Origin of the sequence: Vibrio sp. bablab_jr001 (genome assembly GCF_016464285.1) — a bacterium.
Taxonomy (GTDB): Bacteria; Pseudomonadota; Gammaproteobacteria; order Enterobacterales; family Vibrionaceae; genus Vibrio; species Vibrio fluvialis.
The window spans coordinates 212,573-238,925 of record NZ_JACDWZ010000039.1; the positions used below are offsets into that span (position 1 = coordinate 212,573).

Below are 26,353 nucleotides of genomic sequence, written 5' to 3' on the forward strand. Positions count from 1 at the left end.
TGATGAATTCCCATTCTTCATTTCCAATTTTCATTCATGACTGTGGCTTTCACTCCGCTATGGGGCGCGAAGCAGCGCAAATTCATCACACGTTGGCCAGCGGTCAATGCGCGCATATGTTGCGCGACGATGAAATTCTTAACACAGGGACATCGACCATCATCGGCCGGGTCACGGAGACATTACCTGACGTTCCGGCGACACTGGCGCGTCATGACTCGCGCAACAACCAACTGGCGTTGTCAGCCTTACAGCAAATTGAACTCAGCGTGCGAAGCGCAATCGAGCGCTTTGGCGCTGATCGGGTCGCCGTAATTGTTGGCACCAGCACCTCAGGCATTTCGGATGGCGAACACGCCTACGCCCAGAAGCTGGACCAAGGCGCTTTCCCTGCTGATTATCACTATCGCAAACAAGAGCTTGGCAACACCAGCGAGTTCGTTGCGGATTACTTTGGGATCACTGGCCCGTGCTACGCTATCTCCACCGCCTGCTCCTCCAGTGGCCGCGTGTTTATCAGCGCCAAACGGATGCTCAAAGCGGGCTTGGTCGACGCAGTGATTGTCGGCGGCGCCGATACCATCTGTAAGCTCACTCTCAACGGTTTTAATGGCCTGGAAGCGCTGTCAAACTCGCTCTGCCAGCCATTCAGCGCTGAGCGCAGTGGTATCAACATCGGCGAAGCGGCCGCGTTTATGCTTCTTTGCCGCGAACCGAGCAACATCGCCCTGCTCGGCGTAGGCGACAGTTCCGACGCACACCATATCTCCGCGCCTCATCCTGAAGGCGTCGGTGCGTTTGATGCGATGCAAAAGGCGCTCGACGATGCCGGTTTAACCCCACAGGACATCGGCTATATCAATGCCCATGGCACCGCCACACCGCTCAACGACAGTATGGAAAGCAAAGCGATATTCCGTTTGTTTGGCGACGGCGTTCCGGTAAGTTCCACCAAACCGTTAACCGGACATACGCTCGGTGCCGCCAGCGCTACCGAAGCCGCCATCGCCTGGCATTTGCTGCGTTACGATCTGCCGCTGCCACAACAGCGTTGCCACAACAAAGCGCAAGACATTGAAGTCTCCTTGGTCGAATCAGACCAAACGCTGCATGGAAAAGCCATTTTAAGTAACTCGTTTGCCTTTGGAGGCAACAACATCAGTTTGATTTTTGGATACGTCAATGCGTGAATACCCAGCCATAGAGCAACTGCTTCCGCACGCCAGACCGATGATTCTGGTCGATCGTGCTCTCGACATTGGTGCTGAGTCGATTCACTGTCAGGTGGATATCGGCGCTCACCTGATGTTCTTTGATAAAGAGACGCAAACCATTCCGGCGTATGTCGGCATTGAGTTTATGGCTCAGTCTATCGCCGCGTGGTCCGGTTTCCATGCCCTTGAAAAAGGAACCGTACCACCGATCGGATTTCTGCTCGGCAGTCGCCGCTATCAGGCAGAGTGCGATCATTTCACTCAGGGACAAACGTTGGATATTCATGCCGAACAGGTGATGGAAGATAACGGCATGGCCGTCTTCTCCGCCCGTCTTGAGCATCAGGGCCAGTTAGTGGCACAGTGCCAGCTTAATGTGTACGTGCCATCAGAAGAAAAATTACAAGAAATGAAAATCAGGAGTCACGCATGACCCGACAAGTTCTCGTCACCGGCGCCAGCAAAGGCATCGGCAAGGCCATTGCAATTCAGTTGGCAAAAGATGGGTTTACCATTGTTGTGCATTACATGGGCGATGAAAAAGGCGCGCAAAACACACTCGACACCATTTTACAAAACGGCGGTCAGGGCCGTTTGATTCAATTTGATATCGGTGACCGAGCTGCGTGTCGCAGCAAAATTGAACACGACATTGAACAACACGGCGCCTATTACGGCGTGGTGAACAATGCTGGCATCACCCGTGATACCGCGTTCCCAGCCATGACCGAAGAAGAGTGGGATGGCGTAATTCACACCAACCTCGACAGTTTTTACAACGTGCTGCACCCGTGCGTGATGCCGATGGTGCAACTGCGCAAAGGTGGCCGCATCGTCACGCTTGCTTCAGTGTCCGGCATCATGGGCAACCGTGGCCAGACGAACTACAGCGCAGCGAAAGCGGGGGTGATAGGCGCAACCAAAGCACTGGCGCTCGAACTGGCTAAACGCAAAATCACCGTCAACTGCGTGGCTCCGGGCCTGATTGATACGGGTATGATCGACGAACACGTCAAAGAGCATGCCCTGCCTCAGGTTCCTCTGCGTCGTATGGGTGAACCCGAAGAAGTGGCCGGTTTGGTCAGCTACTTAATGTCGGATATTGCGGGCTACGTGACCCGTCAGGTTATTTCAGTCAACGGAGGTCTGCTATGAACCGTCGTGTTGTTGTCACAGGGATGTCCGGTATTACTGCTTTTGGTAACGACTGGCAGGCCATTGAGCCTAAGCTGCGCGACTGTCAGAACGCTACCCAGTACATGCCGAGCTACGAACAGTATGAAGGTTTGAACACCAAACTGGCGGCGCCGGTTATTGGATTCGAACTGCCGAAACATTACAAACGTAAGCAGGTACGCGGTATGGGCCGCGTCTCACAACTGGCTACCGTTGCGACCGAAAACGCGCTGATTCAGGCCGGACTGATTGGCAACGACGTTCTGACCAACGGCCAGACGGGCATTGCTTACGGTTCATCGACCGGCAGTACCGACGCCATCGGCGCGTTTGGTGTCATGCTGAATGAGAAAACCACCAAAGCAATTACTGCGACCACCTACGTACAGATGATGCCGCATACCACTGCGGTAAACGTTGGACTGTTTTTTGGTCTGCGCGGCCGCGTCATTCCCACCAGCAGCGCTTGTACTTCTGGCAGTCAGGCAATTGGTTATGCCTACGAAGCCATCAAACATGGTTACCAGACCGTGATGGTGGCTGGCGGCGGCGAAGAGCTGTGCCCGACTGAATCGGCGGTGTTTGACACCCTGTTTGCCACCAGCCTGAAAAATGACGCGCCGAAGACCACGCCACGCCCATACGACAGCGAACGTGATGGTCTGGTGATTGGCGAAGGCGCTGGCACGTTGGTGCTGGAAGAGTACGAACACGCCAAAGCTCGCGGGGCAAAAATTTATGCGGAAATCATTGGCTTTGCCAGCAACTGTGATGCGGCACACGTGACGCAACCACAGATGGAAACCATGCAGATTTGCATGGAAATGGCGCTGCGTGACGCCCAATTGGATCCGGCGAAAATCGGTTATGTGTCGGCGCACGGCACCGCTACCGACCGCGGTGATATTGCCGAGAGTAACGCCACCGCGAATGCGCTGGGCAAAGTGCCAATCAGCTCGCTGAAGAGTTATTTTGGTCATACGCTGGGGGCCTGCGGAGCAATTGAAGCGTGGTTAAGCCTCGAAATGATGCACACTGGCTGGTTCCACCCGACGCTTAATCTGGAAAGTCTCGATCCCCAATGCGGCGATCTCGACTACATCACAGGCACTGGCCGTGAGATGACGGTCGATTACCTCATGAGTAATAACTTCGCATTTGGTGGCATCAACACCTCGATCATCTTTAAACGCCACGCCGAGTAACGCCGATAGCGCACTCGCAAATGGTCAAAAGCCGTCCCTCTGGACGGCTTTTTTGTCTCTATTTTTCGTCAGGAAAAAAGATTTACGCCACCGCCCGACTGAGTATTTCCACAATCTGCGGGCGGAAAATAAAGAACACGGCGCCAAGCAGGCACAATCCCGCCCAGACGAAATCCATTCGAAACGGCTCTTTCATGTAAATCAGCGCAAAGGGTACAAACACCGACAGCGTGATGACTTCTTGCAGGATTTTCAATTGGCCGAGGTTCATGACCGTGTAACCAATGCGGTTTGCCGGCACCTGGAACAGATATTCAAACAGCGCGATACCCCAACTGAGCAGCGCAGCAATCACCCACGGCTTATGACCAAGCTCACGCAGATGGGCATACCAGGCAAATGTCATGAAGACGTTACTGATCAGCAACAAACCAATCGTAATCAGCATAGGAGGAAGAGCAAACATGCGGGACTCCGAAAAACAAGATCGAAAACGCGCGCAGTGTGCGCCGAGTTGCGTTGGCCGTCAATCGGATTCATCGCTTTGACGCAAAACTGGGAACGATACCGAATTTAAAATCAAAATGCCTCCTGATCTGTTTATTTCTCCCTAATTGATCACAAATCTGAATGACAACATCAGGCGCAGCGGCTTTGGCACTGTTCATCAGCAGCACTTGGATTACACTGAGGCAAATTTTATGGAGAGATACGATGAGCAAAGTATGGGTCACTGGCGACGCAGTCGTCGACTTAATTCCTGACGGTGAAGCGCACTACCTGAAATGTCCGGGTGGTGCACCTGCTAACGTGGCTGTGGCGATTGCGCGCCTTGGCGGCAACAGCGCATTTTTCGGTCGGGTCGGGAACGATCCCCTTGGCCGTTTTATGCAGCAAACGTTGAACCACGAGCAGGTTGACTGCCAGCATCTGGTTCTGGACGACGAGCAACGCACGTCGACCGTCGTCGTGGATCTGGACGAGAGCGGCGAACGCAGCTTTACATTTATGGTCAAGCCAAGCGCCGACCAATTCCTGCAACCCACAGATATTCCTACGTTTCATGCCGGAGACTGGTTACATGTCTGCTCGATTGCTCTGGCCAATGAGCCAAGTCGCAGCAGCACCTTTGCAGCGATTCAGCGCGTCAAACACGCGGGCGGCTTCTTCAGTTTTGACCCGAATCTGCGTGAAGAAGTATGGGCCAAGCCGGAAGAGCTTACCGAAGTGGTGATGCGCGCGGTGGCGTTGGCGGATGTAGTGAAATTCTCCGAAGATGAGCTGATGCTACTGACAGGCACCCATTCGATTGAGCAAGGCCTGCTGGCGTTAGCGCCGTTGTCACTGCCTCTGGTTGTGATTACTCAAGGTGCCAAAGGTGCTCTGGTGGTAACTTCAGGCAGCCAAACGCTGGTGAGCGGCAAAGTCGTCAAACCGGTGGATACGACGGGGGCGGGAGACGCGTTCGTGGGTGGTTTGTTGTATCAACTGTCGGTCAGTGGACACTGGCAATCAAACGATGCAATTGCTCAAGCCATCCACTTAGCCCATGGTTGCGGAGCCCTCGCCACGACGCAAAAAGGCGCGATGACAGCCCTGCCCGATTTAGCGGCATTGCAACACTTCCTTAGCGAATAACTCTGAATGTGTCCGTCAGGCGAGCCTCGTGCTCGCCTTTTTTATCGCCAATAGAACGTGACTTAGCACATATACCCAGATCACAAATCTTATTCAGATCGTGAATCAGCTAAAAGTTTTCAATAATTTTTCGGGATCGTTCCCTATCAATTGGATATAGTCCAACCCACACAATGAGTGATGATTTATCAGGTGTTAGGTCATTTATATTTGAACACTGCCAGATAATTTTTACTCATACATCCACGCTGCCTTATGATTATTTGGGAACGTTTGCAAACCATCAAATTATCATCCAATGTGGAGAAACAGAATAATGAAAACTAAAGCATTGACGCTGGCCGTTGCCGCTGCCCTCTTCCCTGCCACAGCCGTTTGGGCAGATTCTGATATTGCGACGCTGGAAGCGCGTATCAATGATTTGGAATCGCGCCTGGCACAAACTGAGCAAACCGCGCAGCAGGCGCAAGAATCCGCGTCTTCGTTTGAGTTCCACGGCTACGCGCGCGCAGGCCTTTTGATCAATGACAATCTCAATGGCGCAACAGGCACTGGCCCTTACATGACCGCCGCCGGTGCACTGGGTGCACCAGTTGGCCGCCTTGGTCTGGAAGATGACAACTATCTTGAAGCTAACCTGATTCACAACCGAACGCTTGATGACGGTTCGACCGCCCGCTTTCGTATCATGTTGGCTGACAGCGTTGAAACCAACAACGAATGGACCGCAGACGACAGCCAACTCAACGTGCGTCAGGTGTATGCCGAACTGGCGAACTTAAGCTCGTTCTCCGGTGCGTTTGAGCACTCGACCCTGTGGGCCGGTAAACGCTTCGACCGCGATAACTTTGACATCCACTTTTTTGACTCTGACATTGTGTTTCTCTCTGGTACCGGCGCTGGCATCTACGATGTTCAGTTTACCGACAGCTGGAAAGCCAACTTCTCTGTCTACGGCCGAGACTTTGGTGAAATCGACAGCTCAAGCACCGACGTGGAAAACTACATTGCGACCATGAATAACCGTTTTGGCAACTTCCAACTGATGGTCAGCGGCATGACTTCGTCGGATAACCAAGGCCGCGACACCGACAGCGCCTCACCAAGCAAACGTGCAGAAAACGGTGTACACGCGCTGTTTGCCTACCATGGTGAGAGTTTCTATGGCCTGAGCGACGGTTTCTCCAAATCCGGCGTGTTGATCGGTCAGGGCTTGGGGGCTGAACTGAAAGGCATCGGCTCAAACGGCGACCTGAACGATGACGCTAAAGCCATGCGTTTGTTCAGCTACGGCGTGACCCGCTTTGCGGATAACTGGCGCATCGCCCCTGCCGTCATGGCGGAATACAGTCAGGACCGCATCAAAACCAATGACGAATTCAAATGGGCTTCGGTCAACGTTCGCCTCGCGCAGGAACTGACCCAAAACTTTGAAATGGTGTACGAAGGTTCATACCAGTACATGGATCTGGACAACAGTGTCGATAAAGCCAAAGGCAGCTTCTACAAAGCGACGATAGCCCCGACTTTCAAACTGGCAACGTCAGCGGGCTTCTTTGACCGCCCGGAAATTCGCTTTGCCGTGAGCTATGTCGACTGGAGCAGCGCGCTGGATGATTACGCCGTCAGCCTCGACAGCGATGCCAGCACCATGGGCAGTGGCGGCGAAACCGTCTTTGCCCTGCAAATGGAAACCTGGTTCTAAACCATACCTCCCATCAACCCGGCTTCAGCCGGGTTTTTTGTTGCGTTTAAGATAGCAAGCCGTCAGTTGCAGAGCCTAAAGGAGCCAGCTAACCTTTAGTCTGGGTTTACAATTAGGTGGATGTAATGGGCGAAAAATCAGAACATTGCGAAAGAATAGTCTGCCAGCAATGCGCGGTAGAGCGTGCGTTGGACTTCGATTTTACCATGGCATTTCAGCCTATTATTGACTGTCAGGCGCAACGTGTATTTGGCTACGAAGCACTGGTGCGAGGTCTCCACAATGAGCCTGCTCCTGTGGTGATAGCACATGTAACCGAAGAAAATCGCTACCTCTTTGACCAGCAATGCCGCATCAAGGCCATTTCTCTTGCCTCGAAGCTGGGTATTGACGGCATACTGAGCATCAACTTTTTGCCCAATGCGGTCTATCAGCCGGAACGCTGTATTCGCACCACCCTGGAGGCGGCGAACACTTATCAGTTTCCCACTCAGAACATTATGTTTGAATTCACTGAAGGGGAGCAAATTGCCGACAGTCGTCATGTCAAACGCATTATTGAATACTATCAGTCGCTGGGGTTTAGAACAGCGATTGACGATTTCGGTGCCGGCTATTCGGGGTTAAATTTGTTAGCTGACTTTCAAACCAACATCGTCAAACTGGATATGGCGCTGATACGCAGCATCGATAGCGATTTCGCGCGCCAAGCCATTGTGCGCCATTGTCTGGCGATGTTTGCCGAACTCAATATTACGCCGCTCGCTGAAGGGATTGAAACGCTGGCTGAATATCAATGGCTCAAGGAAGCGGGTATTTCTCTGATGCAAGGCTATCTGTTTGCCAAACCCGGTTTTGAGTGCCTGCCTGCGGTAAATTTTATCCGTTGATCGTTACCTTGGTCTGCAAAGACAAAAGCCACCTTGGCGGTGGCTTTTTAGCATGCGGTGAAATCACCAACGTAATGATTAACGCGGTGCAAATGACCATTGCATGGCGTTGAGCGGGGCAAACGTGGCGCTGGCTACCGCATGATTCAGCGAAATATGCGTCGCGTTTGACGGTGTAAATACGCGCCCGGTCATCACGTGCTCACCATCATTGATGAAGGTTTCCAGCGATGAGTTGTCCGCCAGAATGCGCAGCTTCACCTCGCTTGATGTCAGTGGCAGTTCACGAATGGTATCGCCCTGACGAATCTGGGTGTGGCTTCGGTCAAACCGCAGCACGCCTTGCTCGCCGTCAAGAGTCAGCACCACAGCGTGCTCATCATCATGCAGTAAACGCAGTTCACTGCCCCAAGGCAGTGTCACCTCCAGATCGAAGCTTTTGCGACCCAGATCCAGCGGCTGCTGGTTGAGCGTCAGTGCGCGAGTCTCACCACGCAATTGCGCCAGTTCTGCAATAGGTTGTTGAATGATTTTGCCGTTGTGCCAACTCAGCTCGCGCAGCGCAGTAAACTGATGAATCCAGCCATTGTCGCAACTCGGGTGTTCAACCTCGTCCGGCAATCCCATCCAGCCGCACATCACGCGGCGGCCATCGGCGGTTTGCATCGATTGCGGAGCATAGAAATCGAATCCCGCATCAAGTTGCCAGCCTTGCAGAAAATGAAAGCCGCCGTTGTCATCCTGATGAATGCGAAAGATACGATTGTGATGAACGATGGTGTGATGCGGATTATCCGCATGAATGCCTTGCGGACCAAACACCACAAACTGCTCACCGGCCATCTCAAACCAATCCGGACACTCCCACATATAACCGTAGGGCGCCAACTCTTCGCCATACAGCTTATCAAACTGCCAGTGCTGCAAATCCGTTGAATGGTAGACGGCCAGACGACCTTGCAAATCCTGAGTCTGCGCACCGAGCAACATATGCCAGCGCCCCTGGCGTTGCACCACTTTCGGGTCGCGAATGTGTTCCGTGACGCCCGGCGGTAACGTGCGAATCTGCGGGCCTAATTTTTCAAACTGATTTTGTTGATTGAGGCGCGCTGCACACTGCATTGTCTGGCGTTGACGGTCGTGTCCAAGACGCGTGTTACCGGTGTAGAACAGCCATAAATCGTCACCATCACTGACAGCATGACCAGAAAATACCCCGTGGCTGTCGAACCAATCCGACGGCGTTAACGCAATGGACTGCCACGCCCAGTTCACCATATCCTGGCTTTTCAGGTGCACCCAGTATTTGTCTTTGTGCTCACAGGCAAACGGATACCACTGATAGAACAGATGGTACTCGCCTTGGTGATAGATAAAGCCGTTCGGATCATTGAGTAATCCCTGCGGCGGTGAAATGTGCCACTGTGGGCGATACGGACAAGGCGTCGGCTGCAAATACGCTGAAGCGGCCTGACGCTGCGCACTGGCGATGGCCAGACCAAGCTCGGCGAGATCAGCATCGGTGATGTCGCTACCGCGCGCCATGCACAGCTGCCACTCGCCCAGTACTGACTCAGCACTCACCTCTTGCGGCAGCGGCTGAACACGCTCAGCATCACGCACCGCCACCGTCACCCGCCCTTCCGGGGCTAAAATTCGTTGAATATTATCGACCCCGCCCGCGAGATCAATAAGTCGCTGTAGTGACATGAACTTACCTAATATCAAATTCGGGAACGTTCTCAAAAATATAAAACAAACATCGTTTAGGCAAGTTTTTCCGTAATAAAGCGAGGGATAATCCGGTTGAGTGTGAAGCCGGGCACAGAAACCCGGCAACAGCAGAGAGGAATTTGAGCGTGAGTTTTAGCAGGTTTCGCGGGCTACATTCTGGAAAGTGAGCACAACTTTACTCATCTCCTGGCCGCGTCCGGCAATGCGTTCCAGAAGCATCTTTGCTGCATTTTCTCCAGCTTTATCAAAGGCATAATTAAAAGTTGATAACGGAGGTGTGCTGACATAGGCCAGTTCGTCATTGCCGACTCCGAGTAGTTTCACCTGTTCACCAACCTTTACGCCGGCTTCCTGCAGCGCTTTGATCGCGCCGACGGCCAAACGGTCGGTTGCACAGAACAGGCCATCCATTTGCGGATATGATTTGATCTGCTCTTTCGCCAGACGATAGCCGGATTCAATCGAAAAATCGCCACGCACATGAAACAGCAGCGGCTTATTGTGAAATGCCAGAGCCTGCTCCAGACCTTGTGAACGTTGGACATCCACCGCAATGTCATCACTCTGAACGCCGATAAAACCGATCTGTTCGCAGCCCGCTTGCACTAAGCGGTTGCCCGCTTCAAAGCCAACGCGCGTATCATCGTGCACCACACTCGGAATATTGTGCAGCGAGCCGTCCTGTCCCACCAGCACCACCGGCACCGCCGATTGCTGAATCGCTTTGACGAGCGGCGCGTCCAGATGGGTGGCATAGAACACAATCCCTTCGACACGCTTTTGATTAAATATTTGAATATATTCAAGTTCTTTTGCATGAACTTGATGAGTATTGGCAAGCAATACATGTTTACCCGCTTGTTCGAAGATCGCCGTCAGGCCATCCACGCCTTGTGCAGTCGCATGGGACGATACCCGCGGCACAATCACACCAATCAGGTTAGTTTTCTGTGATTTAAGATCTTTCGCCACCTGGTTAACGACGTAGCCACACTCAGAAACTGCCTTTAACACTTTGATTTTGGTCGACTCTTTTACGCCGTACTCATCATTAATTACGCGAGAGACGGTCGACTTTGACACACCAGCCAACCTGGCGACATCATGCAAACTTGCCATAAAGCATCCTATTTCACCTTCCAATTGGGATTGATTGCAGAAATACCCTATTCCAACCCCGGCATTAGCGTGATTTTACCCTTGTTTTGTTGTTTCTCGATCCTGCTTTTGGCGATCATTCTCACAGAATTCATCACGATCTTTTGACCCAGCGGAATTAATTGACAAGAATCGCTTTTGCAAACGTTCCCAAAAATATAATCATAAAGCAGCACACAACTAAACCCAGACGCATTGAAGCGGCCGACACCGCGCAACTTCAGACAGGACGGGTATACTGACAAGTAACAAGAACCGGGGTGAGTTATGGACTATCCAGTCATAGCAAAACAACTTCTCGAGCACTTGGGTGGCAAAGCCAACATCCAGGCGCTGGCACACTGCGCAACACGACTACGTCTGGCAGTGAAAGATGAATCACAGATTGATGAAAGCGCAATCGAAACGCTGGATGGCGTTAAAGGCCAGTTCAAGGTCGCGGGCCAATACCAGATCATTTTTGGCTCAGGTATCGTCAATCAGGTGTATGCCGAAATGGCGAAACTGACCGGCATGGCCGATATGTCGACCAACGACGTCGCCAGCGCTGGCGCGCAAAAACAGAACATCGTGCAGCGCGCGGTAAAAGGCCTATCCGATATTTTCGTGCCTATCATTCCGGCCATCGTCGCGGGCGGTCTGCTCATGGGCCTGTTCAACGTACTGACCGCCAAAGGCTTGTTTATTGATGGTCAATCGCTGATTGATGCCAACCCCGGTCTGGCGGATTTGGCCAGCATGATCAACACCTTCGCCAACGCCCCGTTTGTTTACTTACCCGTTCTGCTGGCGTTCTCTGCGTCACGCAAATTTGGCGGAAACCCGTTCCTTGGCGCGGCACTGGGTATGCTGATGGTTCACCCGGATCTGCTTAACGGTTGGGGCTTTGGTAGTGCGACCGTGGCTGGCACTGTGCCGACGTGGAACATTCTCGGGCTGGAAATTCAGAAAGTGGGTTATCAAGGCTCAGTTCTGCCAGTGCTGGTTTCGGCCTTCATTTTAGCCAAAGTTGAGCTCGGTCTGCGCAAAGTGATTCCGTCCGTACTCGATAATCTGCTGACACCGATGCTGGCGATTTTCATCACCGGTTTCCTGACGTTCACCTTAGTGGGCCCAATCACGCGTGATGTTGGCTTTATGCTGGGTGACGGCCTCAACTGGCTGTACGATTCGGCAGGCTTTATCGGCGGCGCGCTGTTTGGTTTTATCTATGCTCCGTTCGTGATCACCGGTATGCACCACAGCTTCATTGCAATTGAAACTCAGCTGCTGGCGGATATCGCAACCACTGGCGGCACCTTCATTTTCCCGATTGCAGCCATGTCAAATGTGGCACAAGGCGCCGCAGCGCTGGCGGTCGGCTTTACCACCAAAGACATCAAGCTCAAAGGCATTGCCGTGCCATCGGGCATTACCGCACTGCTGGGCATTACGGAACCGGCGATGTTTGGTGTGAACCTGAAACTGCGTTACCCGTTCATCGCCGCCATCACAGGTTCTGCGATTGCCAGTGCGTTCATTACTCTGTTTAACGTCAAAGCGCACGCACTGGGTGCGGCAGGTTTGCCAGGCATCATCTCCATCAACCCGGAGAAAATCGGTTACTACGTGGTGGGCATGGTGATTTCGTTTGCGGTTGCGTTTGGTCTGACTCTGATGTTGGGCATGCGTGAAAAAGCAAAACAAGGCGTTCGCGCTACAGCGTAATACGTGCCCCCTATAACGATTACGCTTTGCCCACTCGATTGAGTGGGCATTTTTTATTGCCAGAGGAAGTTGATCGTTACCTCGCGGCCATTGTCGCGTTCAATAGTGTGATACTGCCATTTATAGTGACGAATAATGCGATTAGTCAGCTCAAGGCCCAGACCAAAGCCGAGTGTATCCTGAGCATCACTGCCACTGTGATCCTGATTGGAAATGGTCACACGAGCCCCTTGCTGAGTGATGAGCACTTTGCCAAACAGCGTGTGTTGATAGGCATTGCGAATGAGGTTACTCAACACAATGTGGCACAGCGTTTTGGGCAGTAAAAACTGACCGGGAGAGAGATGCACTTCCACCTCTACCTCTTTGTTTTGCACCAGATAACTCAGTTCCTGACTGATGTGTTCAACCAATGTACACAGCTCCACTTCACTCAGCGGTGGTTCACTCTCGTTGCCGCGATTTAGCCATAACAGCGTTTCAGTCAGGTCGGTCATCGTAACCCCTGCACGTATTATCCGTTCCACCACTTGTTTCTGCTTGTCCAGGCTGTCCGGTTTATCAAGCAGCTTAGCCAGCAACTCAGCGTTGCTGCGCACCACGGCGATCGGTGTGCGCAGCTCATGGCTGGCATGAGCGAGGAACTTCTGTTCACGACGCAATGAATCTTCCACCGATGACACGCTATTGCGCAGGACATCTGCCAGACGGTTCAACTCGTTGTACTGAAAATCCGGCAGCGGCTCATTGAGCTGCGCAGGGGTCAGGTTTTTCGCCCAGTGACCCAGTCTCTCCACTGGTTTGGCGACCAGTTGCATCAGAAAATACATACATAACGCAAACAGCGCGATACCCAGCGCGCCGTAGCTCATCAGTTTGACAAAATGGGGCCACTTGCCTTTGGGCATACCATGGTCAATTTTGGCGTGCGTAAAGTCATCCATCACGCGCGAAATGTAGAGTGTTTCGGTCGTGCCCTGATCGTAACGCATCAGAAACAGCGCGCGCTCCGGCACCGAGAACCAGCTCGAACTGTCGATACGTTTGCTAAAGTCGAGATGTTCACCGGGCACGGCAAACACTTCGCGAATCGCGGGTTGCACATCCTGCCAGCGGCGGGCGACCTGAAAGCCGAGAATCATCTTAGGCTTGCCGTTCTCCAGTTGCGCGTGACGCCCAATTTCAACCATGGTCATACGCATACCGCCATCAAGCCCTTGCTCGAAGTAGTTGGCGGCGAGAGTGGAATAGCTCAGCACCGTGATGGTGCCCATCGCCATCACCGCGCAGGCAAAAAATATTTTCAGGCTACGACGCAGTTTCATCATTACCCTGCCGTTGTATGGCGAATCCGTAACCGGGAAGAGTGTGAATCAATGGTTCTAATCCCTCTTTATCTATCTGTTTACGCAGGTTGAACATGTGTACTTTGAGGCTGTTGCTGCCCGGTTGTTCATCACCCCACACATTCAAAACAATCTTCTCCCGTGATACGCCCGATGGGTATTCACGCATCAGCAATTCGAGAATTTTAATCGCAATCGGCGAGAGTTTGATCTCCTGCCCGGCGCGCGTCACTTTGCGCTGCGCCATATCCAGTTCCAGATCGGCGACACGCAATTTCGACACCTGTCCGCTGCGGCGCTTCGCCAACACCTGAATGCGCACCATCAGCTCTTCCATCGCAAACGGTTTGACCAGATAGTCGTCCGCACCATGGCTAAAACCTTGCAGTTTATCGTCCAACGTATCGCGCGCGGTCAGCATCAATACCGGTGTTTCAATTCCGCGTTCACGAATACGCTCGCATACCACCAAACCTTCTATTTTGGGCAGATTGAGATCGAGTACAATCACGTCGTAGCGATTTGCCATGATCAGGTTGTAGCCAACTTGTCCGTCGGCGGCGAAATCGCATTCGATCTCTTCCAGAGACATATAGTCAATCAAAGCGGTGGCCAGATCGATATCGTCTTCCACCAATAACGCCTTTAACATTCCTTTTTACCTACTGCTGTTACGGATAAGGGCTTTGCTGAATCTTTCGACCTGAAGGTCACTGTGCAAGGCCGAATGGCGCGCGTGACGCTCATTCTTGCGCTTTGCTTTACATCATAGCGTAACTGAATGATGCCAAAGAAAAAGGCAGGTCAAAGCCGACGAATTTTTTTGTCGTGCTCAGCGTAATGGAACGTGGGTTAAGACCGGGTTAACCGAATGCAAGACGCCCGGCCAAAACCGGGCGCTTGAGATTGGCAGATTAGAACTGATAACCGAGTTTCAGCTCGATGGTGCGTTCCGCGCCATACCAGCAGTTCATGTTGTTGTAGCAGGTGTAGTACGCCTGATCGAACAGATTACTGGCGATAAGATCCGCACGCGCCCCTTGCAGACGCTCACTCACGCGGCCGAGATCGTAACCCAGTGACAGGTCAACCACGGTGTAATCCGGCACTTTGCCTTGAGTATTGGTCGCGTCCATGTACATTTCACCGACATAGCGCGCGCCGCCGCTCACTCTGCTGCCGCCCAACATCCCTTCATCAACTTGGTAAGTGCTCCATAAGGTAGCGCTGTGTTTGGGTACATAAATCGGCGTAGTCCCTTGCAAACCATTGGCGCTGTCTTTGGTCACTTCGACGTCAGCGTAAGTGTAGCTTGCCGCGATGTCCCAGTTTGGTATCAGCCACCAGCGGCCTTGAACTTCTACGCCTTGTGAGCGCACTTCTCCCACCTGAATATCATCCTGATAGTTAGCCGAGCTTGGGTCCGTCACCACTACATTGTTTTTCACAATGTGGTAGAGCGACACGCTGGCCTGCTTGCTCATGTCCGCCGACTGATATTTCACGCCCACTTCCATCTGCTCGCCTGTTTCCGGCTTGAACGGCTGACCGAACTGACTGTCGGTGCCAGCCACTGGTGAAAAACTGGTGGCGTAGCTGGCAAACGGTGCGAACCCGGAATCAAACTGATACAGCGCGCCAACGCGATAAGAAAACTCGTTGTCGTCGGCTTTGGTGCTGTAACCGGACACCACGCTTTCGCTGGTGTAGTGATCGAAACGCCCGCCGGCAATCAGCACCCAGCGATTCCAGCGCAGTTGATCCTGGAAATAACCGCCAAGCTGTTTGATTGCGATATCGTAGTCGTATGCATACTGCGCCGACACTGTGCTGCTATCGAGCAAATTGTTGTTGGGATTGAACAGGTTAAAGCTGTAAAAATCGCTGTCGGTGGTGGTGTAGGTTTTATACAGCGAGTCGCCTTTCAGGCGTTGGTAATCAACACCGAACAGCAGATTGTGTTCCACGCTGCCCCAGTTGATCACACCGGACAGTTGGTTATCCACCACCAAACCGTTGTAACTTTCATCGGTGCTGTAAATGTTGCGCGTCAGCACGCCCGTGGTTTCATCAAAACCACCACTGCTGTGATAGAGGTTTTTCTGGGTCAATGATGCGTCGGTGTAACGCAGGTTCTGTAAGAACGCCCAGTTATCGGTGAACTGATGCTGCACTTTATAACCCAGCATCAGAATTTCACGCTCGAATTTGCTCCAGTTGGTGTCACCCGCGTAAGTCGAGGAGGACGTTGACCCGTTGGCGTTAGAGGTCACGGTGCCTGACGCAGGCAAAGCCGAGTTCATGCCCATCGCCGGATCGTTCTGATAATAGAGGTTAAGATTGATCAGCGTTTTGTCGGTGACTTGCCAGTCAAGTGACGGCGCAATCAAATAGCGCTCTTCCTCCGTACCATCAACCTGGCCGTCCTGTTTGCGCGCTTTGGCAATCAAACGGTAAGAGAGCGCATCGCTGAGCGGCCCGGTGGTATCGAGCGTCACTTGCTGCAAATGGCGCGAACCCGTGGAGGCCGACACTTCGGTGCTGCGCTGCTGTTGCGGCGCTTTAGCAATCACATTCACCATACCGCCCGGAGGCATCGCGCCATACAACACCGATGTTGGCCCTTTGAAGATCTCCAGTTGCTGCATCGCAATCGGGTCAATCTGTGGCTGCAAGTTCCAGCCTTTAAGGTATTGCAGTACCAAGCCGTCGTAATAGCTTTGGTCGACCTGAAAACCACGAATGTAGAAGTTGTCGTACATGGTGACCGAACCACCTTTGGTTTCCGTCACCACGCCAGGTGCGTAGCGCAGCGCCTGACCAACCGATGTTACGCCGCGCTGCTCAAGCAGTTCGCCGTCAATCACGGTGATGCCTTGCGGCGTCTCTTCCGGCGCCAGCGCCGTTTTCGTCGCGGTGTTGCGATAAGTCTGGCCTAAAATGGTCACCGTTTCCGTTTCTGAGCCACTTGGCTCATCGGCGGCAACACTGGTGGTGGGCATCAAAAGTGACAGGATCGCCAGCGCGATCGGCGAAAATGTGGTGTGTGGATTCAAATCCATGATATTTAACTACCCTGCTTTTCTTTTTGTGAGAATAACTATCATTTGTATTTTATGAAAAGTGCAGGTCAAAAAGTTAACAATTTGGAGCATGTTAAGTTTGCTCAGGCAATTTCAACCGGTAGCCAGTATTCCATCTCAGCATTCAAAGCCGTGCCGTCGTAGTCATCGGGGTAACGCTCCAGTTCAAACCCATCCACACCGCGATAGTTCGATTGCGGCAGCCAGTCGAAGATAAACCACGCCAGCGTTTGTGGCAGCAAGGCAATCGGCCCGCGATGTTTCACGACTGCGTAAGTTTGCGCAGGCACCGTCACGCGATCGGCGCCCGATACGGGGTGCGCGCTGGTTGCCCAGTAGATCAACGCATGGTCGTTGCCAGAGGCAGCCGTCACGTCAATCACGCCGGTCAGTGGCTGCGTGGCTTGATGCTCAATCAGCGGCGAAAACTGCGCCCACAAACTTGGCACCTGCTCAGCAAAATCGGGCTCTGCAGCCAGCAAGCCACGAATCGGCGTCGCAAGGCCATAAAAGGTTTCCGATTCAGCCGATTCGACCCGCAACTGCATCAGTTGCGGCGCTTGGCTTACCTTCGGTGGGCGCTGCGTGGTTTGCAGCGGTTTGCGCAGCCCGGTGCGACGACCGAGCTTGCGATAGTCACGCGGGCTTAGCCCAAAATGCTGCCGAAACGCGCGGCTAAAGCTGATTTCAGAGCTGAAACCGTTGGCGAGCGCAATATCAATAACCCGCTCTGAGCCGCCAATCAGGTTTTCGGCGGCTTCGCTCAGTTTCAGCTCACGCACGTAGTTAGCCACGGTCAGTCCGGTTTCACTCTGAAATACTCGCTGTAATTGCCAGCGTGACCAACAGCTTTGCTGCGCCAAATCATCCAGCGACAGCGGCTGATCCAGATGCGCATGGATGTAGTCCAGCAGTTTACAAAGGCGATTAAACGATAAAGAAGGACGAGTCATGACAGTAAAACACCTCAAAAACAGAGGGCTTAGTGTCGCACAAACTCGCAGTTAATGAGAAGTATTATCAACTAATAACTCAACAACCGTAAGTTAGATTTAGGTAGGCAAATTAAAAAAGGGGGCTGAAAGCCAGCGAGAGTCCAATTCCTGACAAACAGCCCCGTGGATTAATTCGTTTAGTGCGTGTTATTTAGTGCGCCGCGGACGGGTCCACCGCGTGTTTCGGTTTCGGCGCAAACCAGATCATGCACGCAGCAACGGCAAAAATTACCGCGATCACAAAGAACAGTTGGTTGGTCGCGACCATCACACTTTGCCCTTGCAGCATCCAGTCCATCGCCGAACGGGTTTGATCGGCGCTCATGCCCGCGTTTTGCATCGCTTGCGTCGCCACACCTGCTTTGTCGGTCAAGCCCGCCAATTCAGCATGCACGTAGCGCGATTCGTGCTCCCAGGAAGTGTTGATCATCGAGGTGGCAAACGCGCCGGATAAGGTTCGTATGAAGTTCATCAACCCCGCTGCCGATTCCATCTCATGGACTTTGACACTGCCGAGTGCAATCGCCGTCAGCGGCACAAAGAACAGCGGCATACCAATCCCCTGCACGAACATCGGCCAACTGATTTGCTCAAAGGTCATATCAACCGTGTTGAAACTGCGCATAAAGGTCCAGAAACCGAGCCACATCACGCCGACAAACACAAACGGCCGCGGATCATATTTCGACGACAAGTTGGCGATGATCGGTGCAAGAAACACCGCCAGTATGCCCATGGTCGCCGTCGCATGCCCCGAGATGGTCGCGGTGTAACCCATGTAAATTTGCAGCCATAACGGCGTCAATACCGAGATACTGAAGAAAGCGCCAAACGCCAGTGACAAGGTCACCATGCTCATGGAGTAGCCGCGATGACGGAACACTTTCAAATCCACCACCGGATTACGCTCGGTCAGTTCCCAAATCAGGAAAGCGACAAAGCCCACCGCGGCAATCACCGCCAGCGTGACAATACGTGACGATTCAAACCAGTCGTGATCTTTACCTTCATCCAACATTAGTTGCAGTGCAGCAACCCACACCACCAGCAGTACCAAACCGACCTTGTCGATTTTCGAATGGGCAGTTTGAGTTTCAAATTTCTTCAGCAGCTTCCAGCACAAAATCGCCGCCACAATCGCAAAGGGCGTTTTGACGAAGAAGATGTACGGCCAGCTGAACTGGTCACACAGTACGCCGCCCAAAATCGGCCCCATGATCGGCGCCACCAAGGTGGTCATCGACCAGATACCAATCGCCGTGTGGCTCTTGTTTTTGGGGAAGATACGAATCATCAGCGTTTGTGACAGCGGCATCAGCGGACCACCAGCAAAGCCGAGGAACACGCGGAACATCACCAGCATATTCATGCTGGTCGCCATGCCACACAGCAACGAAAACACACCAAACAGCAGAAAACAGGTAACGAAGACGCGAATCGACCCAAAACGCCGCGCAAGCCATCCGGTTAAGGGAACCGAAATCGCTTCAGCCACTGCATACGAGGTGATCACGTACGTGCCCTGACTGGTTGAAGTGCCTAAGCTGCCAGCAATGTTCGAGACCGACACGTTGGCAATCGTGGTATCCAAAATGGCGAGAAAGTTCGCCATCGCCAGACATAAGGCGCCGAGAAACAGCGCCCCACCTGACAAAGGTTTGATCTCATTGTCAGAGGAATGACTCATGGCTTCACCTTAGCCTTGCTCTGACGCTTTCGCTGCGCGGAACTGAGCAATCGCCTGCTCATTGGTGTCAGCGGAAGTATCCACCGTGACGATCATCGACAAGCCCACTTGCAGCGGATGAGACTGCAAATCTTTCGGGTCGAGTTCAATGCGCACCGGCAGACGCTGCACGACTTTGATCCAGTTACCCGTTGCGTTTTGCGCGGGAATCATCGAGAACGCTGAGCCCGTGCCACCAGAAAATCCTGCGACCACACCGTGATAAGTGACATCGTCACCATATAGATCGGCGGTCAATGTTACTGGCTGCCCCACTTTCACGTTGCGCAGTTCCACTTCTTTGAAGTTGGCATCGACATAAATGTTGTTCACTGGCACCACGGTCATCAGCGGCATACCGACTTGAACACGGCGACCCACCTGAACCTGACGCTTGGCGATGATGCCGCTGATCGGCGCGCGAATCACGGTGCGTTCCAGATCGATCTGCGCCTGTTCATAACGCGCTTTCGCCAGCAGCACTTCCGGGTTGTTTTCGACCGTGGTGTTATCGGTCAGCGCGGCATTGGCTTTTTGTGAACCAATGGTCGATAGCTTGGTGGCCTGTGCCTGTGCCATCGCCGCTTTCGCCGCATTCAGGTTGGCCTGCGCTTGTTGGAAACCGGTTTTGGCGTTGGTCAGCTCTTCGCCGGACACCGAACCACTGCGCACCAAGTCTTCACGGCGCGCAAGGTCAATCTTAGCGCGCGCAAAATCGGCCTGCGCGGCTTTCAGTTGTGCCTCGGCACGTTGCTCGCTCGCTTCCTGCGCTTCAACCATCGCAGTCAAACCTTCGTCATTGGCGAGGTAGCTGCGTACGCGGCGCGTAGCCAGCGCCAAATCCGCTTCCGCCTGGCTGAGCGCCAAACGCGCATCGGTATCGTCGATTTGCACTAACACGTCGCCTTTATTGACGTATTGGGTATCGACCACGCTCACGCTGGCAATAATGCCACCCACCGCCGGGGTCACTTCGGCAATTTCTGCCGCCGCATAGGCGTTGTCGGTCGACACATAGCGTGAACCGATAAAATGCCAGTAGGCGCCGTAACCGCCACCCGCCAGAATGACTGCGGCGGCCAGTGCCAGAAACCCTTTTTTACGCGACTGCTTGGCTCGCGCAGCATCAAATTCTGTTGTTTCTGTATTGGTATTGTCTGATGAACTCATGGGATAGAAACCTTTTTAAAACCGAATCAAGACTGTGTTGATTGAAAACCGCCGCCCAAAGCATGGATCAGAGCGAGGTCTAAACTGAACGCGCGTGACTGCAAGTTCACCAGCGCTCGTTGGTTATTCAATAGCGACTCTTCTGCCACCAGCACGTCAAGGTAAGTAGCGAGGCCACCCTGATAACGGTTGCTGGCAATCTGCAACGCGCGCTGCGCCTGCTCGACCGCTTCCTCTGTTTTGGCGATGCGCATATCCAATGCCTTGGTGCTGGTCACCACGTCGGCCACGTCATGCAACGCTTGGGTGAGCGTGGCGTTGTACCCGCCGACCGCTTCCTGATAACTCGCCTGCGCCGACGTCAATTGACCGTCCAATCGGCCGCCGGTAAATAGCGGCAAATAGATAGCCGGACCAATACCGCCCGCGTCGTTGCCGCTGTTAAACAGGTTATCGAGGCCAAACGCCTGATAGCCGATAAACGCAGACAACGTCACATCCGGATAAAACTGCGCTTCAGCAATGCCCACGCGCTGAGCAGCCGCTTCGGCGCGCCAGCGCGCGGCGGTGATGTCGGCGCGATGCCCGAGCAAACCGATACCAGCATCCGTTGGCAATCCGTAACGCGCATTCAGTGCCACCTGGGGTTCCTGAATCGTCAATGCGCGATCCGGCCCTTGACCCGCTAAGGCCGCCAGTGCGTTTTTCTGCAATTGAATCGATTCATTCAGGCCCAGCAATTCCGCTTCAACGCTGGCTGCAATTGCTCTGGCCTGACTGACAGAACCTAAGGTTTCCAGCCCGTTTTCATAACGCTTTTGCAGCAGTTCGACGGTTTTGTTGCGCACATCCAGCGCCGCTTCCACCGTATGTTGGTTAGCATACAGACGCGCCAGTTCGGCATAGGCATTGGCGATAGAGGTGGCGAGCATCAGACGTGCCGATACCCCTTCGGCTTCCGCCGCTGCCAGCTCAGATGTCGCTGCGGCAACGGCCGCTCGGTTCTTACCCCAAAAGTCAAAGTCATACTGGAAGTTAAGAGTTAGCGAACCGTAGTCATTCCAACCGTGCGGTGGCATTGCCGCCTGATATTGGTAACTCACTTTGCTCTCTGTCGCCGACGCGGAAAGCCCGACATTCACCGAACGCGCCGCGCCTGCTTGCTGCGCAATACCTTGCGCATTTTTCATACGCGCCATGGCAATTTGCAACGTTGGTGATTGAGCAAAGGCTTCGTTGATCAATTGATTCAACTGCGCATCCTGATAACGCTCCCACCAATGATCCGATGGCCAGTCCATCTCGGCATGATTGGCAAAGGTTTGTTGCGATTGAAGGTCGGCCGCATCGGCGACCGTGCCCAGTTCACTGCTGTGATTAGGCGTAGAACAGCCCGCTAAAATCAGCGTACTGAGTAATGTCATGGAGAAATAAGGGACTGTTTTGCGCACTATCCCTTGGCGTTTGGCACTGCTTTTCACATTTGGAAACCTTATAACTAAACCGTACCGTACAGTTATACTCTTGACAGATTTGGATCGTCAAGAGAAACTTATCCACAATTTTCCACGGGAATAGACGAGTTCATGCGAGTAAAAAGCGAAGAAAAAAGACAGGCCATTTTGGAAATTGCGAAAAATTCCTTTACACAGCAAGGGTTTGAGCAAACCTCCATGTCCCATATTGCCAAGGAACTGGGCGGATCCAAAGCGACGCTGTACAACTACTTCAGCTCTAAGGAAGAGATCTTTTGTGCGGTCATGAAGTCTTCAGCGACCGAACAAATTGCTCAATCTTTCCTCTCTCTTGACCCGAATCGTGAAATTCGCACTTCGCTTTTAGAATTTGGTTACAATTTTTTAAGCTCTGTTCTGACGCCGGATGCCATGGCCATTTACCGCATGGCGATTCACGAAGCTGACCGATCATCGATTGGCCGTCACTTTTATGAAAATGGTCCGAAATGTGGTTGGACACACCTGAGCGATTACATCGACAGTCAGGTGAAAAAAGGCACTTTGAAAGCCTGCGATACCTGGATTGCTGCAATGCAGTTCAAAGCATTACTGTCGGCGGAGCACATTGAACCGTTCGCCTTAGGTGCGATTGAAAAACCTAAGCCAGCAGAACTCAAAGCCACCACCCTGCGCGCAGTCGACACCTTCCTGACACTCTATTCCGCCTGACTTTCTCAGCTCAAACCGGCCTGATGCCACGCTCAGGTCGGGACATTTTTTCCTGCTAACGTTCAATTTGCACTAGACATGAGAACCATTCTCATGCTGCAATATTGTTATGTTATAACATTTCAGCATGGAATTATGAAAAAGCTATTGATACTCGCTCTGGTGTTGGGCGTGGGCGCGACTCTATTTTGGAAACCTTCTGCCACGACGCACGACACACTCTCTATTTCTGGCCCGTTTGAATTCAACAGTCAGGATCTGTCGAAAGACGGGTTTGTGTTCTCCCGTCTACAAGTGGTGGAATCGTTGGTTGGCATCAACGATGACGCCGAACCTTACCCGCTGTTGGCACAAAGCTGGCAGCAAAGTGATGACGGCCTGAGCTGGACATTCACCCTTCGTCCGAACGTGCATTTCCACGACGGCACACTGCTGAGCGCGCAGGCGGCAGCGCAGTCGCTTAATATCGCGCTCGCCAAACCGGGCGTGATTCGCCAAGTACCGATTCAGTCGATCAGCGCGCTGAACGATCGCGTGGTCATCACGCTGGATCGCCCTTACCGCGCGCTGCCCTCAGTGCTGGCACACTACTCCACCGCGATTATCGCGCCAAGCTCGATGGACGCCAGCGGCAAAGTGATTCAATTACAAGGCACCGGGCCTTATCAGATTGCAACCCTGCAAGCGCCGCACAAAGCTAAAGTGACACGCTTTGACGCCTATTGGGGTACGCCTGCCCATATCGACACGGTGGAATACCTTGCCGGCCATCGCTCAGAAAGCCGCGCCTTGTTGGCACAAAGTGGTCAAGCCGATTTGGTCTACACCCTCGACCCCATCAGCATCAGCACACTGCAAGCGGCAAAAAATATTGACCTGCATGTGGAATCGATGCCGCGCACGGTGTTGGTCAAACTCAACAACGCGCACCCGTTTCTGAATGACAAAACCGTGCGACAAGCACTGAGTTTGGCTCTGGATCGCGAAGGCATCGCGCAATCGGTGCTCCGCCTGCCAGGCTCTGAAGCCTACCAACTGTTTTCGCCTGCGCTGGGTGCATGGCACATCGCGCAGCGCGATCATCAACCCGGTACCGCTCACGTCAACAATCAGCACGCGGACAAGCTGCAACAAGCGAAAGCGTTGCTGAGCGCACAAGGGTGGCATGCCAATGCGCAAGGGCTGATGCAACGCGACGGCCAGGTGTTTCGCGTGCAGTTGGTGACTTACGCGGACCGCCCGGAGCTGCCGCTCATCGCCACCGCGCTGCAAGCCCAATGGCGCGAACTGGGCATTGATGTTCAGATCTCGATTGATAACTCCAGTGCCATTCCAGCCAAGCACCACGACGACAGCTTGGAGATGGCACTCATCGCCCGCAATTTCGGCACCTTGGCCGATCCCCTGCCGCTACTGATGAACGATTTTGCGACCGAAAAAGGCTCCGACTGGGGGCCGATGCACTGGTCATCCAACACCTTTAGCACGTTGCTCGAACAACTGTCTGGCGAAGCCGACCCGGCGCAGTATCGCCAGTTAGCACAGCAAGCCGCCACGGTACTGGCCGACGAAATGCCGCTGATCCCGGTGACCTATTACCGCCAGATTGTCGCGGTCAATCGCCACCTCGACGGCTTCTCATTCGACCCGTTTGAAATCAATTACCGCGTGTCGGAGATGCGTTTCCATGACTAAGATTTTGCTATCCCGTTTGTACCAGGCGCTGTTTGTGGCGTGGTCGGTCGGCACGTTGACCTTCGTGTTGATGCGGCTGATTCCGGGCGACATCGCCTACCGCATTGCCGCAGGACGTTACGGTTATGACTACGTGAACGCCGAAGCCGCGCAAGCAGTACAGGCAGAATTGGGGCTGGATCGCTCTGGATTTGAGCTGTATTTCAACTGGTTGTGGGACCTGCTGCATTTTAATCTCGGGAATTCTCTGGTCAGCGGCGAGCCGGTGATCGCAGCACTATCGCACCAGTTGGGGCATTCCTTGCTACTGGCTGCGGCCGCGACCGCACTGTCGCTGCTGATCGCCATTCCGGTCGGGCTGTATTGCGGTCGCCGTGCCAATCAGTGGAGCGATCACGCGGCGCTGTTTGGCTCCATCATCATCAAGGCGCAGCCGGTGTTTCTGATTGGTTTGCTGTTGGTGTTGGTGTTTGCACTCCATTTCAACTTATTCCCCGTTGCCGGGTTTGGCAGCGTCGAATATCTGGTGCTGCCTGCATTGGCGCTGGCGCTGAGCATGGCTGCGATGTCGAGTCGAATGATTCGCAACGCGACGCATCAGGTACTGAACTCGCCTTATTTTCAATTCGCGCGCTTAAAAGGGCTGAGCCATCAACAAGCGTTTACCCGTCACGCGCAGCTCAATATTGCGCTGCCGGTAATGGCGTTTGTCGGCATTCAGGCCGTCAGTTTAGTCGAAGGCATTGTGATGATTGAATCGCTGTTCTCTTGGCCGGGCATCGGCCACGCGTTGTCGCACGCGATTTTTCGTCGTGACATTCCCATGATTCAAGGAGCGGCGCTGTTGATGGGGCTGCTGTTTGTGGTCATCAACACGCTGGTCGATGTCGCGCAGTACTGGCTCGACCCACGTCAGCGTTTGGCGACCAAGGCGGTGATGGCATGAAACAGTTCTCGCGCAGTCAATGGGCAGGCATGAGCATTCTCGCCGCGTTGGTGGTTTTTGCTGCCTTTGAAGCCCTGATTTACCGCGGCGATCCCGCGCAGCAATCCTTGACGCAAGCCTTTGCCTCACCCTCCTGGCAAGAGCCGCTGGGGCGCGATCACTATGGCCGCAGCAACTACGCCCGCTTAGCGAGTGCCGTGAGTACCTCCTTGCTGATGGCGGTGGTGAGCGTGGTCACCTCGGCCGCTTTGGGTTTGCTGGCTGGCGTAGCCGCCGCTTGGAAAGGCGGCTGGTGGGATAAATCGCTCTCGTGGCTGGTCAATATGTTGCTCGCCATGCCGGGGCTGATTCTGGTGCTGCTGTTTGGCGCCATGGTGCCGGGCTCATTTTTGGTCCTCTATCTCGCCATCTCGTTGATGTTGTGGGTGGAATATTTCCGCGTCGTGCGTAGCCGCACCTTGAGCTTGTTGCGTTCACCCGAAATCGAAGCCTCGCGTTTGTACGGCTTCGGCGTTTGGTATCAGTTCAAACGCCACCTGTGGCCGGAGCTACGCACCGACCTGTTTACCCTCGGCTGCTTTGGCGCAGGCAACGCAATTCTGGCACTGGCCTCCATTGGCTTTTTGTACGTCGGCCTTAAACCGCCTGCGGCCGAACTCGGTTTGATGATGGTCGAGCTGTTCCGCTATTACCAACAGGTGCCGTGGGTGCTGGTTCAACCGATTGTGGTGGTGTTTTTGTTAGTGATGAGTTTTCACCTGTTGGCACGAGGAAAGTAG

22 protein-coding genes are annotated in these 26,353 nt (G+C 53.4%); 12 read left to right on the plus strand and 10 right to left on the minus strand.

Annotation, left to right across the window (positions count from 1 at the left end):
* Window positions 1–2 precede the first annotated feature (2 nt).
* From JIG40_RS03720 to JIG40_RS03735, 4 genes are read left to right on the plus strand one after another with little or no spacing between them, the layout of a single operon-like run.
* Window positions 3–1,190, plus strand: coding sequence for a beta-ketoacyl-[acyl-carrier-protein] synthase family protein (locus JIG40_RS03720; protein ID WP_199464957.1), 1,188 nt, complete (start codon window positions 3–5; stop codon window positions 1,188–1,190).
* Entirely contained in the window at window positions 1,183–1,647 is a 465-nt protein-coding gene (locus tag JIG40_RS03725; protein WP_199464775.1) for a hotdog family protein, read from the plus strand. The genes JIG40_RS03720 and JIG40_RS03725 overlap by 8 nt, the downstream gene beginning before the upstream one ends.
* A complete protein-coding gene (locus JIG40_RS03730; protein ID WP_199464776.1) occupies window positions 1,644–2,369 on the plus strand; it encodes a 3-ketoacyl-ACP reductase FabG2 in 726 nt (241 codons plus the stop codon). Before JIG40_RS03725 ends, JIG40_RS03730 begins: the two co-directional genes overlap by 4 nt.
* A complete protein-coding gene (locus tag JIG40_RS03735) occupies window positions 2,366–3,595 on the plus strand; it encodes a beta-ketoacyl-ACP synthase (RefSeq protein WP_199464777.1) in 1,230 nt (409 codons plus the stop codon). The genes JIG40_RS03730 and JIG40_RS03735 overlap by 4 nt, the downstream gene beginning before the upstream one ends.
* 82 nt (window positions 3,596–3,677) lie before the next feature.
* Here the strand turns inward: JIG40_RS03735 and JIG40_RS03740 are convergent, their stop codons facing one another.
* Entirely contained in the window at window positions 3,678–4,061 is a 384-nt protein-coding gene (locus JIG40_RS03740) for a DMT family protein (protein WP_024373193.1), read from the minus strand.
* 248 nt (window positions 4,062–4,309) lie between these two features.
* Between JIG40_RS03740 and JIG40_RS03745 the strand changes: the two genes are divergently transcribed.
* From JIG40_RS03745 to JIG40_RS03755, 3 genes are all read left to right on the plus strand, one after another.
* The gene (locus JIG40_RS03745; RefSeq protein ID WP_158125145.1) at window positions 4,310–5,233 is read left to right on the plus strand and encodes an aminoimidazole riboside kinase; all 924 of its coding nucleotides are present in this window, start codon (window positions 4,310–4,312) and stop codon (window positions 5,231–5,233) included.
* A 316-nt stretch (window positions 5,234–5,549) separates the two neighbouring features.
* On the plus strand, window positions 5,550–6,938 hold the full coding sequence (locus tag JIG40_RS03750) for a carbohydrate porin (protein WP_047457061.1): 1,389 nt from the start codon (window positions 5,550–5,552) through the stop codon (window positions 6,936–6,938).
* A 125-nt stretch (window positions 6,939–7,063) separates the two neighbouring features.
* A complete protein-coding gene (locus tag JIG40_RS03755) occupies window positions 7,064–7,828 on the plus strand; it encodes an EAL domain-containing protein (protein WP_199464778.1) in 765 nt (254 codons plus the stop codon).
* Window positions 7,829–7,906: 78 nt separating this feature from the next.
* Here JIG40_RS03755 and JIG40_RS03760 read toward each other — a convergent pair whose 3' ends face one another.
* Window positions 7,907–9,538 (minus strand): glycoside hydrolase family 32 protein, encoded by a 1,632-nt coding sequence (locus tag JIG40_RS03760; RefSeq protein WP_199464779.1) that lies wholly within the window; start codon window positions 9,536–9,538, stop codon window positions 7,907–7,909.
* A gap of 156 nt (window positions 9,539–9,694) precedes the next feature.
* Complete coding sequence (locus JIG40_RS03765; protein WP_199464780.1) at window positions 9,695–10,681, minus strand: LacI family DNA-binding transcriptional regulator; 987 nt, start codon at window positions 10,679–10,681, stop codon at window positions 9,695–9,697.
* Window positions 10,682–10,987: 306 nt separating this feature from the next.
* On the opposite strand from JIG40_RS03765, the gene JIG40_RS03770 reads away from it, so the two are divergent.
* The gene (locus JIG40_RS03770) at window positions 10,988–12,427 is read left to right on the plus strand and encodes a sucrose-specific PTS transporter subunit IIBC (RefSeq protein ID WP_020330111.1); all 1,440 of its coding nucleotides are present in this window, start codon (window positions 10,988–10,990) and stop codon (window positions 12,425–12,427) included.
* Window positions 12,428–12,480: 53 nt separating this feature from the next.
* Here JIG40_RS03770 and JIG40_RS03775 read toward each other — a convergent pair whose 3' ends face one another.
* The 7 genes from JIG40_RS03775 to JIG40_RS03805 form a co-directional block, all read right to left on the minus strand.
* On the minus strand, window positions 12,481–13,755 hold the full coding sequence (locus tag JIG40_RS03775; protein ID WP_244662627.1) for a HAMP domain-containing sensor histidine kinase: 1,275 nt from the start codon (window positions 13,753–13,755) through the stop codon (window positions 12,481–12,483).
* On the minus strand, window positions 13,736–14,425 hold the full coding sequence (locus tag JIG40_RS03780) for a response regulator transcription factor (protein ID WP_199464781.1): 690 nt from the start codon (window positions 14,423–14,425) through the stop codon (window positions 13,736–13,738). Before JIG40_RS03780 ends, JIG40_RS03775 begins: the two co-directional genes overlap by 20 nt.
* A gap of 262 nt (window positions 14,426–14,687) precedes the next feature.
* The gene (locus JIG40_RS03785; RefSeq protein WP_244662638.1) at window positions 14,688–16,775 is read right to left on the minus strand and encodes a TonB-dependent siderophore receptor; all 2,088 of its coding nucleotides are present in this window, start codon (window positions 16,773–16,775) and stop codon (window positions 14,688–14,690) included.
* Between the two features lie 164 nt (window positions 16,776–16,939).
* Complete coding sequence (locus tag JIG40_RS03790; RefSeq protein ID WP_199464783.1) at window positions 16,940–17,809, minus strand: helix-turn-helix domain-containing protein; 870 nt, start codon at window positions 17,807–17,809, stop codon at window positions 16,940–16,942.
* 193 nt (window positions 17,810–18,002) lie between these two features.
* Complete coding sequence (gene vceB, locus JIG40_RS03795; RefSeq protein ID WP_199464784.1) at window positions 18,003–19,538, minus strand: multidrug efflux MFS transporter permease subunit VceB; 1,536 nt, start codon at window positions 19,536–19,538, stop codon at window positions 18,003–18,005.
* 9 nt (window positions 19,539–19,547) lie between these two features.
* Window positions 19,548–20,747, minus strand: a complete 1,200-nt coding sequence (locus tag JIG40_RS03800) for an HlyD family secretion protein (protein ID WP_014204819.1) — start codon at window positions 20,745–20,747, stop codon at window positions 19,548–19,550.
* Between the two features lie 26 nt (window positions 20,748–20,773).
* Complete coding sequence (locus tag JIG40_RS03805; RefSeq protein ID WP_020330089.1) at window positions 20,774–22,228, minus strand: AdeC/AdeK/OprM family multidrug efflux complex outer membrane factor; 1,455 nt, start codon at window positions 22,226–22,228, stop codon at window positions 20,774–20,776.
* A 105-nt stretch (window positions 22,229–22,333) separates the two neighbouring features.
* On the opposite strand from JIG40_RS03805, the gene JIG40_RS03810 reads away from it, so the two are divergent.
* The 4 genes from JIG40_RS03810 (at window position 22,334) to JIG40_RS03825 (ending at window position 26,353) form a co-directional block, all read left to right on the plus strand.
* Window positions 22,334–22,933, plus strand: coding sequence for a TetR/AcrR family transcriptional regulator (locus JIG40_RS03810; protein ID WP_020330088.1), 600 nt, complete (start codon window positions 22,334–22,336; stop codon window positions 22,931–22,933).
* A 135-nt stretch (window positions 22,934–23,068) separates the two neighbouring features.
* A complete protein-coding gene (locus JIG40_RS03815) occupies window positions 23,069–24,628 on the plus strand; it encodes an ABC transporter substrate-binding protein (protein ID WP_199464785.1) in 1,560 nt (519 codons plus the stop codon).
* Window positions 24,621–25,574, plus strand: coding sequence for an ABC transporter permease (locus JIG40_RS03820; RefSeq protein ID WP_024373182.1), 954 nt, complete (start codon window positions 24,621–24,623; stop codon window positions 25,572–25,574). The genes JIG40_RS03815 and JIG40_RS03820 overlap by 8 nt, the downstream gene beginning before the upstream one ends.
* Complete coding sequence (locus JIG40_RS03825) at window positions 25,571–26,353, plus strand: ABC transporter permease (RefSeq protein ID WP_199464786.1); 783 nt, start codon at window positions 25,571–25,573, stop codon at window positions 26,351–26,353. The genes JIG40_RS03820 and JIG40_RS03825 overlap by 4 nt, the downstream gene beginning before the upstream one ends.